Raw genomic sequence first — 15,738 nt, forward strand, 5'->3', positions numbered from 1 at the left:
AGCATAGGGCGCACGGGGTCTTTGTGACCAGGCCCACAGGGATGCCGCACCGCGATCGTTATCCGCCGGGGCCGTGGCGGCCCGGATCAGGCGAGCTTGCTGACCCGCTCGGCCTGGGCGCGCAGGGAGTCGACCGCCCCGGCCGGGTCCTGGGCGCCGTAGACGGCGGAACCGGCGACGAAGACGTCCGCCCCGGCCTCGGCCGCGCGCTCGATGGTCTCGTCACTCACCCCGCCGTCGACCTGGAGCCAGACCGCGGCGCCGCGCTCGTCCATGAGTTCCCGGGCCCTGCGGATCTTGGGCAGCACCAGGTCCAGGAACTTCTGGCCGCCGAAACCGGGCTCGACGGTCATCAGCAGCAGCATGTCCATCTCGCCGAGCAGGTCCGCGTAGGGGTCGACCGGTTCGGCGGGGTTGAGCGCCAGCCCCGCGCGGGCGCCCTGCCTGCGGATCTCGCGCAGGGTGCGCACGGGGGCGCTGGCCGCCTTGGCGTGGATGGTGACGCTGCCCGCGCCCGCCTCGGCGTAGGCCGGCGCCCAGCGGTCGGGGTCCTCGATCATCAGGTGGCAGTCCAGCGGGGTGGCGGCCGCCCTGGCGAGGGACTCCACCACGGGCAGGCCCAGGGTGAGGTTGGGGACGAAGTGTCCGTCCATGACGTCGACGTGCAGCCAGTCCGCGGTGGGGACGGCCGCCGCCTCGTCGGCGAGGTGCGCGAAGTCGGCGCTGAGGATGCTGGGAGAGATCTGAATTGCCACGTCAGCAGTGTAGCCAGGGTGGGCCTTGGGCAGGTGGGGGGGGGAAGGTGACACGGGGAGGCGTCATGCTCGACCAGGAGGGGCTGCAGGACTTTCTGGAGGCCTACGGCCGGGAACTCGTGGGCGGGGACCTCGACGGGATCGCCGCCCGGCACAGCTACCCCGCCTATGTCGCGGGGGACACACAGAGCATCCCGGTGGCCTCCCCCGCGGACGTCAAGGGGGCTTTCACGGGGGCGGCCGAGCGGTACCGGGAGCACGGGGTGGTCGGCGCGGTGCCCGAGATCCGCCGGATGGAGGAGCTCACGTCGAGGCTGGTGTGGGCGGACGTGCGCTGGTCCTACCTCGACGGGACGGGAGCCGAGCTCCGGGCCGAGTCCTACCGTTACCTGCTGAGGGAGGCGGGGAACTCCTGCATGATCTGCGTGGTGGTCGCGCTCGGCGCCGAATAACCACCACCTTTACGAAGTAGATTCCCTTTTGCCCGAATCTTCCCTTCTGGGTGCTCTTCCACCGGGCCCCGCGCACGAACGCACGGCACAGCGCGTCGACCCGGAACTGACCGCGGCCCTGGGGGAGCTCCCGGCCCGAGGGCGTGCGTGCAGCCAGGGCGTGCCCGGCGGGAACGTACCTAGTCCGACTTCTTCCGGAACAGGGCGAGGAACATCGCGTCGGTACCGTGCACGTGCGGCCAGAACTGGACGTACCTGCCCTCCGGCCCCGCGGCGAGGTCGGGGACCTCGTCGAGGTAGTCGGGAGCGCGCAGGAGTTCGAGGTCCCCGCGTTCACCCAGGACCCTCCGGACGATCACGTCGGTCTCGTCCAGGTGCGGCGAGCACGTCACGTAGGCGACCACACCGCCGGGGCGTGCCGCCTCGACGGCGCGGGTGAGCAGTTCGTGCTGGAGCGGGGCGAGCCGGGCGACGTCCTCGGGACCGCGCCGCCAACGGGACTCGGGGCGCCGGCGCAGAGCTCCCAGACCGGTGCACGGCACGTCGGCCAGGACCCGGTCGAACGAACCCGGCTTCCAGGCGGGCCTGGTGCCGTCGGCGGCGATGACGCGGCCGGCGTCGCGGGGGGCGCGGCGTACGGCGTTCGCCACCAGGCCCGCACGGGCGGGCTGGAGTTCGGAGGCGACCAGGCGGGCCGTACCCTGACCGGCGAGTGAGGCCAGCAGGCCGGCCTTGCCGCCGGGGCCCGCGCACATGTCCAGCCAGAGGCCGTCGGAGCCGTGCGCGTCCACCCGGGACAGCGCCAGGGCGACGAGCTGGCTGGCCTCGTCCTGGACGGCGGCCCGGTTCTGGCGGACCTCACGGATCGCACCCGGGTCGCCCTCGGGCAGGTGGGCGGCGAAGGGCGAGTACCGGGCCGGGACGGCACCGGACTCCTCCAGGTCCGCGACCTTGGCCCGGCCCGGTTTGGCGACGAGGGTGACCTTGGGGCGCTCGTTGTGCGCGATCAACAGCTCCTCGGTCCGGACCAGACCGTCCTTCGACCGCTCCCCCAGGGCGCGGGCCAACTCCTTGACCACCCAGCGCGGGTGGCTCCGCACCACGGACAGGTAACCGCTGGGGTCGCGCTCACGGTCGGGGGCGATGACCTCGGTCCACGCCTCCAGGTCCCGGGCGCTGACCTTGCGCAGGATCGCGTTCACGAACCGGCCGCGGTGGTGGCCCACCACACGGCGGGCCAGGTCCACGGTCTCACTGACCGCCGCGTGAGGCGGAATGTTCGTGGACAGCAGCTGGTGGGAGCCGAGCCGCAGCAGGGGCAGCACCTCCTCGTCCACCGAGGAGAGCGAGCGGTCGACGCAGGTCTCCAGGATCGCGTCGTAGGTGCCCTGGCGGCGCAGGGTCCCGTAGGTGAGCTCGGTGGCCAACGCCGCGTCCCGGCCGTGGATACCGCGCTCGTTGAGCAGGGAGGGCAGCAGCAGGTTCGCGTAGGCGTCGCGCTGCTCGACCGCGCGCAACACGTCGTAGGCGACCCGGCGTGCGGGGTCGCGGGGTTGGGGCGGCCCGGACCGCTGGCCACCGCCCTGCCTGGGCCTGCCGCCCTTTCGCGGACGCTGCTGCCGGGACCGGGACTGCTCGCTCAACGTGTGCTCTGCCTCAACAAACCGGGGACATGTACCGGCGCGCGATCACGCCCGCCAGGTCCGAGAGTACGGCAGCTCAACGGCCCAGTCGGTCATCTTCGGTGGGGCGCACCCCGCGCGCCCAGTCCGCGGCGGCCATGGCCTTCTTGCCCTGGGGCTGGACCCGGTCGAGCTCGACGGGGTGGGTGCTGGTCCCGACGAGGACGCGTTTGTTGTCCGCGTGCAGCTGACCGGGCTCCAGGTCGGGGCGGTCGGCGTCGGTCACCGGCCGGACCGGGCCGACCTTCAGACGCATACCGCGGAAGGTGGTCCAGGCGCCGGGCGCGGGCGTGCAGGCCCGGGCGACCCGGTCCACGCGCTGGGCGGGCGCGGTGAAGTCGAGTTCGGCGTCCAGGGTGGTGAGCTTGCCCGCGTAGGACACGTCGGCGTTCGGCTGCGGGACCGGGCTGAGCTCCCCGGAGGCGATGCCGTCGATCGTGCGGGCCAGGAGCCCGGCCCCGGAGACGGAGAGGCGTTCGAGGAGCTCACCGCTGGTGTCGGTGGGGCGGACCGCCTCGGCGAGGGTGCCGTAGACCGGCCCGGCGTCGAGCTCCTTGACGATGCGGAAGGTGGAGGCGCCGGTGACGTCGTCCCCGTGCAGGACGGCGTGCTGGACCGGGGCCGCACCCCGCCAGGCGGGCAGCAGCGAGAAGTGCAGGTTGACCCAGCCGTGCTCGGGGATGTCCAGCGCGGACTGGGGCAGCAGGGCACCGTAGGCGACCACCGGGCAGCAGTCGGGGGCGATCTCGGCGAGGCGCTCCAGGAACTCGGGGTCCCCCGCCCTGGCGGGCTTGAGGACCTCGATGCCCTCGCTCTCGGCGAGTGCGCCGACGGGGCTGGCGGAGACCCTGCGGCCGCGCCCGGAGCGGGCGTCGGGCCGGGTGACCACGGCCGCGACCTCGTGTTCGGAGTCGATCAGCGCCCGGAGTGAGGGCACCGCCACCTCAGGTGTTCCGGCAAAGACAAGCTTCATGTTTCGGATCCCCCTCCGCTGCGCCTACGGGTCACTGTTCTACCAGTCCCGGCCGGGGCTCCCCCCGGAAAGAGCGGTGTTGTCGGACGGTTCTGGTAAACCAGGAGTGATGACAGCGCAGCCCGGCCAGCCCGACGAGGTCCTCTTCGACCTGCCCGGACAGGAGAGGAAGGAACCGGCCAGGGGAAAGGCCGACACAGCGAGGAGCCGTCGCCCGGCCAAGCGTCGGCCCGCCGACCGGCTCCCCGTGGCGCGCGTGATCGTCGACACCCCGCTGCCGCACCTGGACCGCTACTTCGACTACCGGGTACCGGCCGACATGGACGAGGCCGCCGTGCCCGGGTGCAGGGTCAAGGTGCGTTTCAACGGCCGCCTGCTCGCGGGGTTCCTCGCCGAGCGGGTGGAGAGTTCGGAGTTCGCCGGACAGCTGGCCTACCTGGAGACGGTGGTCTCCCCCGAACCCGTGCTCACCCCGGAGATCCTGTCGTTGTCCAGGGCCGTCGCCGACCGGTACGCGGGCACCCTGAGCGACGTCCTGCGGTTGGCGGTACCTCCCCGGCACGCGCGGGTGGAGAAGGAGGCCGCGCTCGAGGAGCGGGCCCGGGAGGAGGACGTCGAGGGCGTGGAGCCCGCCGACGAGGATCCTCCCGAGACCCCCGAGACCGCGCTCCCGCCCGAGGACGGCGCCCCCGTCCAGGAGACGGTGGAGGCGGCCGTACTGGAGGTGGACCCCGGCCCCTGGGACGCCTACCCGGAGGGCCCCGCCTTCATCAGGGCGTTGCACGCGGGACGCCCGGCCCGCGCGGTGTGGAACGCCCTGCCCGGCGGCGACTGGACCGACGCGATCGCGGTGGCGGCCGAGGCCGCCCTGGGCGCGGGGCGCGGCACCGTGGTGGTGCTGCCCGACGGCCGCGACGTGGCCGCGGTGGACGCGGCGCTCACCCGGCACCTGGGCGAGGGCCGCCACGCGGCGCTCACAGCCGACCTGGGACCCGCGAAACGGTACCGGAGTTGGTTGTCCGTGCTGCGCGGCCAGGTGCGGGTCGTGGTGGGCACCCGGGCCGCCGTCTTCGCACCCGTCCGCGACCTGGGGCTGGTGGTCCTGTGGGACGACGGCGATGACGTGCACGTGGACCCGCACGCCCCCTACCTGCACGCGCGCACGGTTCTGGCGATGCGGGCACACCGGGCCGGCGCCGCGGCGCTGATCGGCGGACACACCCGTACCACCGACGCCCAGTTGCTGGTGGAGTCCGGGTGGGCGCGCCCGCTGGTAGCCGACCGGGCGACGCTGCGCAGCCGCGCCCCGCTGGTCAAACCCGCCGGTGACGACCGCGAACTCGCCCGGGACGGGGCCGCCCGGTCCGCGCGGATGCCGAGCGTGGCCCTGCGTTCGGCACGCGAGGCGGCCAAGAGCGGTCCGGTGCTGTTCCAGGTTCCGCGCCGGGGTTACCTCAACACCCTGGCTTGCGCGGGCTGCCGTGAACCCGCGCGCTGCGACGCCTGCAACGGGCCGTTGGCAGTGCGCGGATCACACGCCATGCCCTCGTGCGGCTGGTGCGGCCGGGTGGCGGGGCAGTGGGCGTGCCCCGGGTGCGGGGCGAGCCGGATGCGCGCGGTGGTGGTGGGCGCCCGCCGGACCGCGGAGGAGCTGGGCCGGGCCTTCCCCTCCCTGACCGTTCGTACCTCCGGCCGTGAGGAAGTGCTCTCCGAGGTCCCGGACAAACCGTCGCTGGTGGTGGCCACCCCCGGAGCCGAGCCGGCGGTCACCGGCGGCGGGTACGCGGCGGCGGTGCTGCTGGACGGGTGGGCGCTGCTCAACCGGGCCGACCTGCGTGCCTCTGAGGAGACCCTGCGGCGCTGGCTGAACGCGTCCGCTCTGGTCCGGCCGGGCGGCGCGGTGGTGGTGTCCGCGGACGTCTCACTGCCAGTGGTGCAGTCACTGGTGCGATGGGATCCGGGTGGTTTCGCCGAACGCGAACTGGCCGAGCGCAGGGAGCTCGGGTTCCCCCCTGCGGTGTCGATGGCCTCGGTCACCGGTGCCCCCGAACACGTGCGCGAGCTGCTGGACCAGATCGAGCTCCCGGAACGGGCCGAGCTGCTGGGGCCGGTGCCGGTCGGTCCGGAACGCACCGACAGCAGCACCGACCAGACCGAACGCGCCCTGTTGCGAGTGCCGCGCGGGTCGGTCGGAGAGCTCACCCGGGCGTTGAAGACGGCGGCCTCGGCGCGCAGCGCACGCCGGGACGAGCACCTGGCCCAGGTCCGGGTGGACCCGCTGCACGTGCTCTAGTCCGTTGGCTCCGCACCGAAGCGGGCCCGGTGGAGGTCCCGGAGGAGGGCGATCTCGGCGCCGTGGTGGATGAACTCGCGGTTCAGGTGCAGGATGAGCACGACCAGGGGGAAGTCGGACCACTGGGATGCCTCGGCGTCGCCCACGGGGACGGCCAGGGCGTCGTCGTCCAGCTCCTGGACGTGGTCGGACCAGGTGAGGTAGGCGTTGCGCAGGCGCTGCCTGGCCTCGGCGGCGCTGCCGGGCCAGTCGATGGTGTCGCGGTTGGCCGTGCGGTCGCCGAAGTGCCAGTTGATGCGGGTCTCGAACAGGTCCACCACGATGTGGCCGAGGCGCCAGGCGATGGTGGTGACCGGAGGGGGTTCGGGTGCGGGGTAGGCGCCGTCGGGCGCGTGGCGGCCGTCCGGCAGTCTGCGGACGGTCCAGCTGTCCGGGACCGGCTCCCAGTAGTACTCGGCGTCGGTGAGCCCCTCCAGCCGGGGCCACAGCGAGAAGTCCCAGTAGAACCGCATCTGGGCCAGGATCTCGCCGTTCCAGTTCAGTGCCATCGGCGCACTCCCCTTCCTCGCTCGGGCGCGCGGCCCAGTCCGCCCAGGGTTCCACATCCCGGCGCGGGCACGTCGTCATCCGGGTAGGGCCACCAGGTGAGATCGGCGACCACCGGTTCGACGGGAAGGAAGGGATCGAAGGCCCGTTCGGCCACGGTTCGGGGCGCCGTGGAGGTGAGGGCGAGGTAACCTCCGCCGCGCATCACCGAGTGGAGGGCGGCGAGCCCGGTGGGCGGGGCCTCCTCGGTGAAGGGGCGGGTCATCAGTACGGCGACGGGCTCGTCGAAGTCGACGAGCCCGCTGGTGTGGAGGCGGCGGAGCAGGGCCCCGTCCCCGGTACCGGAAGCCTCACCGGACAGGACGGCCGCGTCGTCCGCGGCGGCGAGTATCCCGGCGGTCCCGTGCGGTGCGACGTGCACGACCGCGGCTTCGGCGTCGGCCCGGTGCACGCGCTCGGCGGTCCCGGGCACGGAGCACCCCCAGTCCACGAACTGGCGGACGCCGGCGTCGGCGCACAGGTAGTCGATGACCCGGCCGAGAAAGGCCTGGTGGAGGCGGGTCTGCTCGACCCGGTCCGGGTCCGGCGGCGCGCAGGAGCTCCCGTCGAGGTTGACGACACGGGGTTTGCGCCCCGGTACGTGCGGGGGTTTCCGTTCTCGGAACACGGCCGTGAGGGGACCTGCCTTGGGTCCTCGGACGTCCGTCACGATCACGCTCCCCCAGCCGGTTCGCTCGCGGGAGGCAGGACGCTCCGTCGGGGCGGACCGGTCGGGTCCGGCGACGGCGCGCCTTGCCGTCAGGGCCTGATAGTACAGCTTGTGAACGTGATTCCCAGCACACACCTGGGTGAAATGTGCCTTATTGCGCCTTATGTAGGGTCGTGCGTCGCAAGCTTTTGTGAGCCCGAGGTCCCGGCTCTCGCTCCGAACACCGCGCGGCGCCCCGGACTCTCCCCCGAAACGGGCACACCGATACTGGGAGAGGAGAGAACCGATCCGCAGCAGCAGCCCCCGACTGTTCAGGAGTCGTACCGGTGCCCCCACCCCCTTCCGCGCCCGAGCCCGCGTTCGGCCCGGCCTCAGCCGTGGCTCGCCTCAGCGGAGCCGGGGCGGCGCACGTCGCGGTGCTCCTCCTGGTCTTCCCCATCGCGGACAGCGCGCTGGACGGAACCGGAGGACTCCCCCACCCCGTCGCGGTCTTCTACGGTCTGGTGCTGGTGACCCACACGCTGCCGTTCGCGCTGCTGCTCCTCGTGGTGAGAACCCTGGGCAGGGGCAGGCGCCTGGTCACCCACCCGACGCTGCCCGTGATCGGGGCCGTACCGAGCACGGTCCTCTACGCTCTGTTCGGTATCTCCCTGGTGTCGTGGGAGCCCAGTCCGTCGACCGTGGTGCTCACGCTGTTCCTGGCCCTGTTCGGCTTCGGAGTCCAGGTGGCACTGTGCCACCTCGTCCTCCGCCCGAAGAGGACGTCAACGGTCACACTGTTCACCCTCGCCCTGCCCGCCCTGGTCTGGGGCCTGGCCCTGGTGGGGCACCGGCTCGGCTAGAGGACGTTGCGCGGGTCCGGAACCGGGGCGAGACGGCCGTCGCAGTCGGCGTACTCCCAGCGCGGTCCCCTCGCGACCAGGTCGGCGACGGCGCCCACCAGACGGTCGACGTGCTCCTCGGTGGTTCCCACACCCAGGCTCGCGCGCACCGCCTGCGTGTGCCCCTCGGGCAACAGGTGGCCGGTGAGCGGGTGGGCGCAGAACAGGCCGTCCCGGACGCCGATCCCGTACTCCGCGGAAAGCGCCGAGGCGAGCAGGTCGGCGGGCAGGCCGTCGACCACGAACGAGACGATCCCGACCCGCGCGTGCTCGGCCCCCCACAGGGTCAGCTCGTGCACACCGTCGATCTCCGCCAGCCCGGCCCGCAGGCGCTCCAACAGAGCGGCTTCGCGGATGTGCTGCAGGGACAGGGTCCGGTTGGTGAAGGTCTCGCAGGCCGCCGCCAGGGCCACGGCCCCCAGCACGTTCGGGCTCCCCGCCTCGTGGCGGGCCGGGAGGTCGTTCCAGACGACGTCGTGCTCGGTGACCTTCCGCGTCGCTCCCCCGCCGGCCAGGTACGGGGTGGCCTCGCGCAGCCAGTCGGCCCGGCCCGCGAGCACGCCCGAGCCGAAGGGCGCGTAGAGCTTGTGCCCGGACAGGGCCACGTAGTCCGCACCGGTCCCGGTGAGGCTGAACGGCAGGTGCGGCACGTACTGGGCGGCGTCCACCAGCACCCGGGCGCCCTCGGCGTGCGCGGCCTCGACCAGTTCCTCCACCGGCCAGATCTCACCGGTGACGTTGGAGGCCGCGGTGACGCAGAGCAGCCTGGGACCCTCGGGTGCCTCCGCCAGAGCGGCGCGGGCGGCCCCGACGGCGGCCTCCGGGCTCTCCGGCAGCGGCAGCCGGACCACCTTCGCCGCACGTGAGGCCGGGTGCTCCCAGGGGAGCAGGCTCGCGTGGTGCTCGGACTCGAAGACCACCACGGTGCACCCTTCGGGCACCGCCCGGGCCAGCAGGTTGACGGCGTCGGTGGTGCCCCGGACGAACACCACGGCGTCGGCGGAACCGCCCTGGTCCGCCTGGGTGCGCACGCCGAGGAAGCGGGCGACGCTGCGGCGGGCTCGCTCGTAGGCGTCGGTGCTGACCTGTGAGTGGTGTCCGGCTCCGCGGTGGACGCTGGCGTAGAACGGCAGGGCCTCGGAGAGGGCCTCCGCCACACTGGTCAGGCAGGGGGCGCTGGCCGCGTAGTCGAAGTTGGCGTACTCCGCGTACTCCCCGGTGACCAGCGGGACCCCGCCCTCGGCGGTGACGATCGAGCACTCGCGGGCCGCGGCCCGGTCGGCGGCGTGGGCCGTGCGGGCGGCGGAGCGGCTGGAGCGGGTGGGGTCGAACGGGACGACAGTGGTCATGGGGCACCTCTTCTGCGAGTCGTGGGACCCACAGGGGTACGCCGGATGACGGCTTCACCTCAGGGGTCCGCGCTTGTCTGACACGGTCGTGTCGGGACCTGGTCCTCACCCGGGGCACCCCACCGCGGAAGGAGGGTTGCCGACCAGCTAGCCGGGGCTTGTCGCTGGTACTCGTGACCTGTGCCGAAATCTAACACAGGGTCCGCCCGGGACGCATCCGCGTGTCCCTGTGTCCTGGACCACGACCCCGCTTGACACCCGCCGCCACGGCTGGGCCATACTGATCCCGAACTGCCCTCATGTCGCGGGTGTCCGGTTCCCCCGGCCGCCCTTCAGGCGCGAGACTCCAGTGCGTTGGAGTTTTCGCATGCCCGCAGACGAGAGGTGCCTTCCGTTGTACGGCGACGACCGTATTCAGCAGATCTTCCGCAACCCCAGGGTTGTCCTCATCTCCGGCTACGCCCGCCTCCCCGACTCGGTGGCGAGCCATTCCCAGTACCAGCGGCTCGGCGTCGTACTCGCGGTGGACTCCGCGGACGGCCGTATCGTCGCCGCGGACACCACCCTGCTCACCGACCTGGCGAAGGACTTCTTCCGGGCCCTGGTCGAGGGCGCCTCGGTGACCGAGGACATCGCGGAGATCGTCCAGCGGGTCCAGACGCGGTACGCGGGCCACTCCGGCGCCGCCCTCACCACCGCGCTGCGCCGCTGCCTGGAGACCTATTACCAGCTGCGGGACGGCGACCAGCTGCCCGGCGGCCCCGCCAACGACCACGACGGCAAGGAGTGACCTCCACATGAGCGCGACCAGCCCGGAAACCGGCCCCGAACCGGACCCGCCCCTGCCCCTCGCCGGGGTACGGGTGGCCGACCTGTCCCGGGTCCTGGCGGGCCCGTACGCGACCATGCTCCTCGCCGACATGGGCGCCGAGGTGGTGAAGGTGGAGCAGCCCGGCCGGGGCGACGACACCCGGTCCTGGGGGCCGCCCTACGCCGAACCGGCCGAGGAGCACCGGGAACACCACTCCCCCGGCGAGGCCGCCTACTTCCTGTCCGTGAACCGGAACAAGCGCAGCCTGGCCGTGGACCTCAAGGACCCCGAGGGGCTGGCCGCCGTCCAGGAGCTGTGCGCCACCTCGGACGTGGTCATCCAGAACTTCCGCCCCGGGGTGATCGACCGGCTCGGCCTGGGCTACGAGGAGATCAGCAGACGCAACCCGGCCGTGGTGTACTGCTCGGTGAGCGGTTTCGGCCCCGGACACCAGCCCGCCACCCGCCCGGGCTTCGACATCGTCGTGCAGGCGGAGAGCGGCCTGATGGCGACCACAGGTCCCGCCGACGGCCCGGCCAGCAAGGTGGGGGTGGCGCTCACCGACGTCCTCACCGGGCTGAACGCCGCCGTGGGCATCCTCGGCGCGCTCATGCGGGCCCGGGCGACGGGGCGGGGCGAGAACATCAGCGTCTCGCTGATCAACTCCACCCTGTCCAGCCTGGTCAACCTCACCCAGCAGGCCCTGGTCACCGGCACCGAACCCGCCCGTGTGGGCAACGCGCACACCACCATCGTGCCGTACCAGGCGTTCCCCGCCCAGGACGCGGAGATCGTGGTCGCCGCGGGGAACGACGCCCTGTACCAGCGCCTGTGTACCGCCATCGACCGCCCCGACCTGGGCGGTGACCCCCGTTACGCCACCAACCCGGACCGGGTGGCGCACCGGGACGAGCTGGTGGGGGAACTCTCGGCGACACTGCGCACCCGGCCCGCCGAGCACTGGATGGAGGTCCTGGTCGGCGCCGGGGTCCCGGTCGGCCGGGTGCGGGGCGTGCTGGACGCGCTGCGCACCGCCGACGCCAGCGGGGACGACGTCCTGCGCACGGTCGAGCACCCCACCGCCGGGCTCCTGGAGCAGGTACGGGCGGGTTTCCGGATGGAGCACACACCCGCCCCGATGACCGCTCCCCCGCTGCTGGGACAGCACTCCGCGCAGGTGCTCGCCGAGCTGGGCCTGACCGCGGAGCGGATCGAGGACCTGCTCAGGAGCGGGGCCGTACAGCAGACCGACGTCCGGAGCTCCGAGACCCGCTAGGTCCGGCGGACCAGCACCCCACAGACCTCACACACGTCACCGAAGCACCACGAAGGGACACACACCATGAGCGACTCCCAGCGCAGGGCCGCCGCCCCCGACCCCCTCGACTTCCTGGCGGTGGACGCCGAACTGTCCGACACCGAACGCGACGTCCGTGACGCCGTCCGCGCGTTCTCCTCCCGTGAGCTCCTGCCGAACGTCGCCGACTGGTTCGAGGCCGGGACCATCCCCGACCCGCGCGGCCTCGCCAAGGCCTTCGGCGACCTGGGGGTTCTCGGCATGCACCTGGAGGGGTACGGTTGCGGCGGCTCCAGCGCGGTCGCCTACGGTCTGGCCTGCCGGGAGCTGGAGGCGGTGGACTCGGGGCTGCGCAGCTTCGTCTCCGTGCAGGGCTCCCTGGCCATGGCGGCGATCCACAAGTTCGGTTCCGAGGAGCACAGGAACGAGTGGCTGCCGAGGATGGCCGCGGGCGAGGCGATCGGCTGCTTCGGCCTGACCGAGCCCGACTCCGGCTCGGACCCGGGCTCGATGCGCACCCGTGCCCGCAGGGAGGGGTCGGACTGGGTCCTCAACGGCACCAAGATGTGGATCACCAACGGCTCGGTGGCCGACGTCGCCGTGGTGTGGGCCGCCACCGAGGACGGCGTCCGCGGTTTCGTGGTGCCGACCGACACCCCGGGTTTCTCCGCGAACGTCATCCACCGGAAGCTGTCGCTGCGCGCCTCGATCACCTCGGAGCTGGTGCTGGAGGACGTGCGCCTGCCGGCCGACGCCGTGATGCCCGGCTCCGGAGGCCTGGGTTCCCCGCTCTCCTGCCTGAACGAGGCCCGCTACGGCATCGTGTGGGGCGCGGCGGGTGCGGCGCGCGCCTGTTACGAGGCCGCGCTGGACTACGCGCGGACCCGTGAGCAGTTCGGACAGCCCATCGGCGGTTTCCAGCTCACCCAGCGCAAGCTCGCCGACATGGTGGTGGACGTCAACCACGCCAACATGGCGGCGCTGCGGATCGGTCGGCTGAAGGACGAGGGGGACTGCCACCACAACCACGTGAGCTTCGGCAAGTTCGCCAACGTGGCGGCGGCGCAGCGGGTGGCGCGGACGGCCCGCGGGATCCACGGCGCCAACGGGATCACGCTGGAGTACCCGGTGATGCGGCACATGGTGAACCTGGAGACGGTGGCCACCTACGAGGGCACCGAGGAGATCCACGCGCTGAGCATCGGCCAGGCGGTGACGGGTATCTCCGCGTTCCGGTAGGAGGAGGCACGCCACGGGTGCCATCGAAGGCCGACAACCATCACAATGGGAGCATCCGAGTGAGGGAGTTGCCGAAGATGGTGAACGAACCGACGAAGCGGTTCGAGATGACGAAGCTGCGGCGGACCGCCAACGCGTTCGTCAGCGGCTTCGTCAAGTACGGGGCCTGCCCGCCGGAGCTGCACCTGCTCACGACGCGCGGGCGCAAGTCCGGTTTCCTGCGCACCATCCCGCTCAGTGTCCTGGACAGTGAGAGCGGCCGGTACCTGGTCTCCCCCTACGGGGAGGCCGACTGGGTGCGCAACCTGCGCAAGGACGGTTTCGCGACGCTGCGCCAGGGCGGCTGGATCGAGCTGGTGAGCGTGCGCGAACTGGGTTCCGCCGAGGCGGCACCGCTGCTCAGGGAGTACCTGAACCACCCCAGGGCCGCGGTGGTCGGGCCGTACTTCGACGCCCCGCCGGAGGCACCGGACGAGGCGTTCGAGGCCGAGGCCGACCGGCACCCGGTGTTCCAGATCATGCGGTCCACGACGATCCGCCTCTGAACCGGATACACGACGGGCCCCGGCTCACCCCGCGGGGGGCGCTTGAATCCGCCGCGGGCCGGGGCCCTGTCGTGTGTCCGGACGGCGACCCGGGGCCGCCCGTCCCGTTCCTCCGTGTCAGCGGGCCGGCCGGGTGTACACGGTGCCGCGTTCGACGGTTTCGTAGCCGACCGTGGCGTAGGTCCTGGCCGGGGTCGGGTAGGCCTCGTCGGGTGAGGTGTTGATGAACACCCGGTCCCCGCCGCGCCGGGCGGTCAGGGTGCAGGCCTCCAGCGCCATGGCGCTGGCCAGGCCCTTGCGCCGGTGTTCGGGGACCACGCCGAGGGGTTCGATCTCGGAACAGCGGTTCCTCGGATCCCACCACACGACGCAGCAGGCCGCCAGTGAGCCGTCCGGGGCCTCGACCACGAGGTCGAGTTCACGGTCGTACAGCAGCCCGGCGCGGGTGCTGTCGTAGCGCTCCCGGCTGAAGCGGCTGGTCAGGTCCGGATCGACCTGGCCCACACGCTCCGGCCAGGGCAGGTCGGCGGGTTTCCAGGCGGTCCGGTGGCACTCCACCCGGGCCTCATGCTCACCCTCGCGCACCGGGCGGAGCCGGTAGCCCTCCGGCAGGACGACGTCCTCCTCGGTGGCGGCCCGGCACATCCACTCACCGAAGACGTTCTCCTCCGCCACGGCGAAACCGGTCCTCTCCGCGAGCGAGCGGAGTTCGTCGTCGCCGTCGAGGACCAGCAGGTCCACGGCGGCGCCACCGACCCGGGCCATCGCCCGGTCCAGGAGCGCGGACCCGGCCCCGGGGTCGGCGGAGGCGCCCTGGAGGGTGATCTGGCTCCGGGGGAAGAGGACGTTGGGCTCCTCGGCCGCGGCCCAGGCCACGGGTTCACCGCCGCGGTGGGCCAGGAGCGTGTTGTCGGATGAGAGCTGCCCGGTGGCCAGCTGCCAGCCGAGCCCGCCGGGGTGCGGGCTCAGCGGCCAGAGCCGTTGGGCGAGCAGTTCCAGGGGACGACTGTCCCTGACCCGGAGGGGGTGGAGTTCGAGCACGGAGACCTGCCTTCTCTCGGGATCCCGGCAGACGCACACTAACCGCCACCGATCCGGGCGTACCACTGGTTTTCCGGCACACGCTGCCCCGACGGGACACGGTGGTAACTTCCTTGCGTAACGCCCTCCACACAGAAAGCGTGCGCCCCCCATGTCCGAGAAGAACAGCAGAGTCAACAGCTACATGGCCGTCACCGGGCTGTTCTGTGCCCTGGTCGCGATCATTTCAGCCGTCGACCCGGTCCCGGCCCTGCGGACTCCGATGCTGATCGCCTGCGTAATCGTCTTCGCAGCCATGGCCTTCCTGCTGGGCAAGGAGGCCAAGGCGCAGAAGAAACCCGAGAAGGGGGCCGACCGGCAGAGCTGAGAACCGGCCCGGAGCGGTGACCGGGCCCGGGAGGCTCATTCCGCCTGGGCGGCGAGCCAGTCCTCGAACGAGGTCGGGGCCACCTCGGCGTCCGCGGCGGGCAGGAGCACGTTGCCGGCCATGGCGGCATCGAAGATCCCGTTCTCCCAGGTCGGCACGAGTTCGACCCGGTGACCGCGGACCGCGTGGGTGCGTCGGGCCATGTCGACCAGGTCCTGGGGGCCGGGCCCGGTCACGTCCCGGTGCCGCCCCAGGGGCTCGCCTGCGGCGACGCGCACCAGGATGTCCGCGACGTCCTCGGGGGCGATGGGCCGCACCAGCAGCGGAGCGATCCTGGCGACACCGTCGGTCTCGGTCCAGGAGGCGACCATGGCCGCGAAGTCGTGGAACTGGGTGGCCGGGACGATCGTGTGGGGAACCGGCCCCGCCTCGACCGCGGCCTCCTGCGCACGCTTGCCCGCGTAGTGGGGGTTCCCCTTGACCCTGTCCACGGCGGCGATCGACAGCACGACGTGATGACCCACCCCGGCCCGCTGTCCCGCGGCCATCAGGCGCTCGGTGGCGGTCGTGAAGAAACGGACGTTCCCGGCTTCCTCCCCCGACGTGCAGTTCAGGACGTCGATCACCGCGTCGACCCCGGTCAGGGCCTCGTCCAGCCCCTGCCCGGTGAGTACGTCCACGCCGTGGCCGCGACTGATCGCGACGGCGTCGTGACCGCCCCCGCGCAGAGCCGCCAGTGTCAGGGCCCCGATCCGGCCCGTGGCTCCGACCACCGCAACACGCATACGCCGACCTTCC

Annotated in this window: 16 protein-coding genes and 1 riboswitch; of the genes, 8 read left to right on the forward strand and 8 right to left on the reverse strand. The window is 72.5% G+C overall.

What is annotated here, in order from left to right:
- Nucleotides 1–86 precede the first annotated feature (86 nt).
- Nucleotides 87–755 (reverse strand): ribulose-phosphate 3-epimerase, encoded by a 669-nt coding sequence (rpe, locus tag IE195_RS16595; RefSeq protein WP_191272400.1) that lies wholly within the window; start codon nucleotides 753–755, stop codon nucleotides 87–89.
- Between the two features lie 65 nt (nucleotides 756–820).
- On the opposite strand from rpe, the gene IE195_RS16600 reads away from it, so the two are divergent.
- Nucleotides 821–1,207 carry a DUF6841 family protein gene (locus IE195_RS16600; RefSeq protein WP_191272402.1) on the forward strand — a complete coding sequence of 129 codons (387 nt, stop codon included), beginning with the start codon at nucleotides 821–823 and terminating at the stop codon, nucleotides 1,205–1,207.
- A 179-nt stretch (nucleotides 1,208–1,386) separates the two neighbouring features.
- On the opposite strand, the gene IE195_RS16605 is transcribed toward IE195_RS16600, so the two are convergent.
- Both IE195_RS16605 and fmt read right to left on the reverse strand, forming a co-directional pair.
- On the reverse strand, nucleotides 1,387–2,850 hold the full coding sequence (locus IE195_RS16605) for an RsmB/NOP family class I SAM-dependent RNA methyltransferase (RefSeq protein ID WP_191272404.1): 1,464 nt from the start codon (nucleotides 2,848–2,850) through the stop codon (nucleotides 1,387–1,389).
- A 76-nt stretch (nucleotides 2,851–2,926) separates the two neighbouring features.
- Complete coding sequence (gene fmt / locus IE195_RS16610) at nucleotides 2,927–3,862, reverse strand: methionyl-tRNA formyltransferase (RefSeq protein ID WP_191272406.1); 936 nt, start codon at nucleotides 3,860–3,862, stop codon at nucleotides 2,927–2,929.
- Nucleotides 3,863–3,971: 109 nt separating this feature from the next.
- Here fmt and IE195_RS16615 point away from each other — a divergent pair, with 109 nt between their 5' ends.
- Nucleotides 3,972–6,155: a primosomal protein N' gene (locus IE195_RS16615; RefSeq protein ID WP_191272408.1), complete on the forward strand. Its 2,184-nt coding sequence runs from the start codon at nucleotides 3,972–3,974 to the stop codon at nucleotides 6,153–6,155.
- Here IE195_RS16615 and IE195_RS16620 read toward each other — a convergent pair.
- Together IE195_RS16620 and IE195_RS16625 are read right to left on the reverse strand one after the other, a co-directional pair.
- Nucleotides 6,152–6,703 carry a DinB family protein gene (locus tag IE195_RS16620; protein WP_191272410.1) on the reverse strand — a complete coding sequence of 184 codons (552 nt, stop codon included), beginning with the start codon at nucleotides 6,701–6,703 and terminating at the stop codon, nucleotides 6,152–6,154. The genes IE195_RS16615 and IE195_RS16620 overlap by 4 nt on opposite strands.
- The gene (locus IE195_RS16625; protein ID WP_191272412.1) at nucleotides 6,694–7,410 is read right to left on the reverse strand and encodes an SAM-dependent methyltransferase; all 717 of its coding nucleotides are present in this window, start codon (nucleotides 7,408–7,410) and stop codon (nucleotides 6,694–6,696) included. The genes IE195_RS16620 and IE195_RS16625 overlap by 10 nt, the downstream gene beginning before the upstream one ends.
- A 326-nt stretch (nucleotides 7,411–7,736) precedes the next feature.
- On the opposite strand from IE195_RS16625, the gene IE195_RS16630 reads away from it, so the two are divergent.
- On the forward strand, nucleotides 7,737–8,252 hold the full coding sequence (locus IE195_RS16630) for a hypothetical protein (protein ID WP_191272414.1): 516 nt from the start codon (nucleotides 7,737–7,739) through the stop codon (nucleotides 8,250–8,252).
- Here IE195_RS16630 and IE195_RS16635 read toward each other — a convergent pair.
- Nucleotides 8,249–9,640, reverse strand: coding sequence for an aminotransferase class V-fold PLP-dependent enzyme (locus tag IE195_RS16635; RefSeq protein WP_191272416.1), 1,392 nt, complete (start codon nucleotides 9,638–9,640; stop codon nucleotides 8,249–8,251). The two genes, IE195_RS16630 and IE195_RS16635, sit on opposite strands and share 4 nt — an antisense overlap.
- Before the next feature lie 64 nt (nucleotides 9,641–9,704).
- A riboswitch (SAM riboswitch) is annotated at nucleotides 9,705–9,819 on the reverse strand.
- A gap of 215 nt (nucleotides 9,820–10,034) precedes the next feature.
- Between IE195_RS16635 and IE195_RS16640 the strand changes: the two genes are divergently transcribed.
- From IE195_RS16640 to IE195_RS16655, 4 genes are all read left to right on the forward strand, one after another.
- Nucleotides 10,035–10,430 (forward strand): DUF3870 domain-containing protein, encoded by a 396-nt coding sequence (locus IE195_RS16640; protein WP_191272712.1) that lies wholly within the window; start codon nucleotides 10,035–10,037, stop codon nucleotides 10,428–10,430.
- A gap of 7 nt (nucleotides 10,431–10,437) precedes the next feature.
- Complete coding sequence (locus IE195_RS16645; protein WP_191272418.1) at nucleotides 10,438–11,727, forward strand: CaiB/BaiF CoA transferase family protein; 1,290 nt, start codon at nucleotides 10,438–10,440, stop codon at nucleotides 11,725–11,727.
- Nucleotides 11,728–11,793: 66 nt separating this feature from the next.
- Nucleotides 11,794–12,987, forward strand: coding sequence for an acyl-CoA dehydrogenase family protein (locus tag IE195_RS16650; RefSeq protein WP_191272421.1), 1,194 nt, complete (start codon nucleotides 11,794–11,796; stop codon nucleotides 12,985–12,987).
- A gap of 77 nt (nucleotides 12,988–13,064) precedes the next feature.
- Nucleotides 13,065–13,532 (forward strand): nitroreductase/quinone reductase family protein, encoded by a 468-nt coding sequence (locus IE195_RS16655; RefSeq protein WP_191272423.1) that lies wholly within the window; start codon nucleotides 13,065–13,067, stop codon nucleotides 13,530–13,532.
- A 117-nt stretch (nucleotides 13,533–13,649) separates the two neighbouring features.
- Here IE195_RS16655 and IE195_RS16660 read toward each other — a convergent pair whose 3' ends face one another.
- Nucleotides 13,650–14,573: a GNAT family N-acetyltransferase gene (locus IE195_RS16660; protein WP_191272425.1), complete on the reverse strand. Its 924-nt coding sequence runs from the start codon at nucleotides 14,571–14,573 to the stop codon at nucleotides 13,650–13,652.
- Between the two features lie 151 nt (nucleotides 14,574–14,724).
- Between IE195_RS16660 and IE195_RS16665 the strand changes: the two genes are divergently transcribed.
- Nucleotides 14,725–14,940 (forward strand): hypothetical protein, encoded by a 216-nt coding sequence (locus IE195_RS16665; RefSeq protein ID WP_191272428.1) that lies wholly within the window; start codon nucleotides 14,725–14,727, stop codon nucleotides 14,938–14,940.
- A gap of 35 nt (nucleotides 14,941–14,975) precedes the next feature.
- Here the strand turns inward: IE195_RS16665 and IE195_RS16670 are convergent, their stop codons facing one another.
- A complete protein-coding gene (locus tag IE195_RS16670) occupies nucleotides 14,976–15,725 on the reverse strand; it encodes an SDR family oxidoreductase (protein ID WP_191272430.1) in 750 nt (249 codons plus the stop codon).
- Between the last annotated feature and the right edge of the window lie 13 nt (nucleotides 15,726–15,738).

Origin of the sequence: Nocardiopsis terrae (genome assembly GCF_014651695.1) — a bacterium.
In the GTDB taxonomy this organism is placed as follows: Bacteria; Actinomycetota; Actinomycetes; order Streptosporangiales; family Streptosporangiaceae; genus Nocardiopsis; species Nocardiopsis terrae.

What these genes read in the sequence shown, in the direction of transcription:
- IE195_RS16600 (WP_191272402.1), top strand. Translation starts at nt 821, where the DNA reads ATGCTCGACCAGGAGGGGCTGCAGGACTTTCTGGAGGCCTACGGCCGG.
- fmt (WP_191272406.1), bottom strand. Translation starts at nt 3,862, where the DNA reads ATGAAGCTTGTCTTTGCCGGAACACCTGAGGTGGCGGTGCCCTCACTC.
- IE195_RS16615 (WP_191272408.1), top strand. Translation starts at nt 3,972, where the DNA reads ATGACAGCGCAGCCCGGCCAGCCCGACGAGGTCCTCTTCGACCTGCCC.
- IE195_RS16620 (WP_191272410.1), bottom strand. Translation starts at nt 6,703, where the DNA reads ATGGCACTGAACTGGAACGGCGAGATCCTGGCCCAGATGCGGTTCTAC.
- IE195_RS16635 (WP_191272416.1), bottom strand. Translation starts at nt 9,640, where the DNA reads ATGACCACTGTCGTCCCGTTCGACCCCACCCGCTCCAGCCGCTCCGCC.
- IE195_RS16645 (WP_191272418.1), top strand. Translation starts at nt 10,438, where the DNA reads ATGAGCGCGACCAGCCCGGAAACCGGCCCCGAACCGGACCCGCCCCTG.
- IE195_RS16650 (WP_191272421.1), top strand. Translation starts at nt 11,794, where the DNA reads ATGAGCGACTCCCAGCGCAGGGCCGCCGCCCCCGACCCCCTCGACTTC.
- IE195_RS16655 (WP_191272423.1), top strand. Translation starts at nt 13,065, where the DNA reads ATGGTGAACGAACCGACGAAGCGGTTCGAGATGACGAAGCTGCGGCGG.
- IE195_RS16665 (WP_191272428.1), top strand. Translation starts at nt 14,725, where the DNA reads ATGTCCGAGAAGAACAGCAGAGTCAACAGCTACATGGCCGTCACCGGG.
- IE195_RS16670 (WP_191272430.1), bottom strand. Translation starts at nt 15,725, where the DNA reads ATGCGTGTTGCGGTGGTCGGAGCCACGGGCCGGATCGGGGCCCTGACA.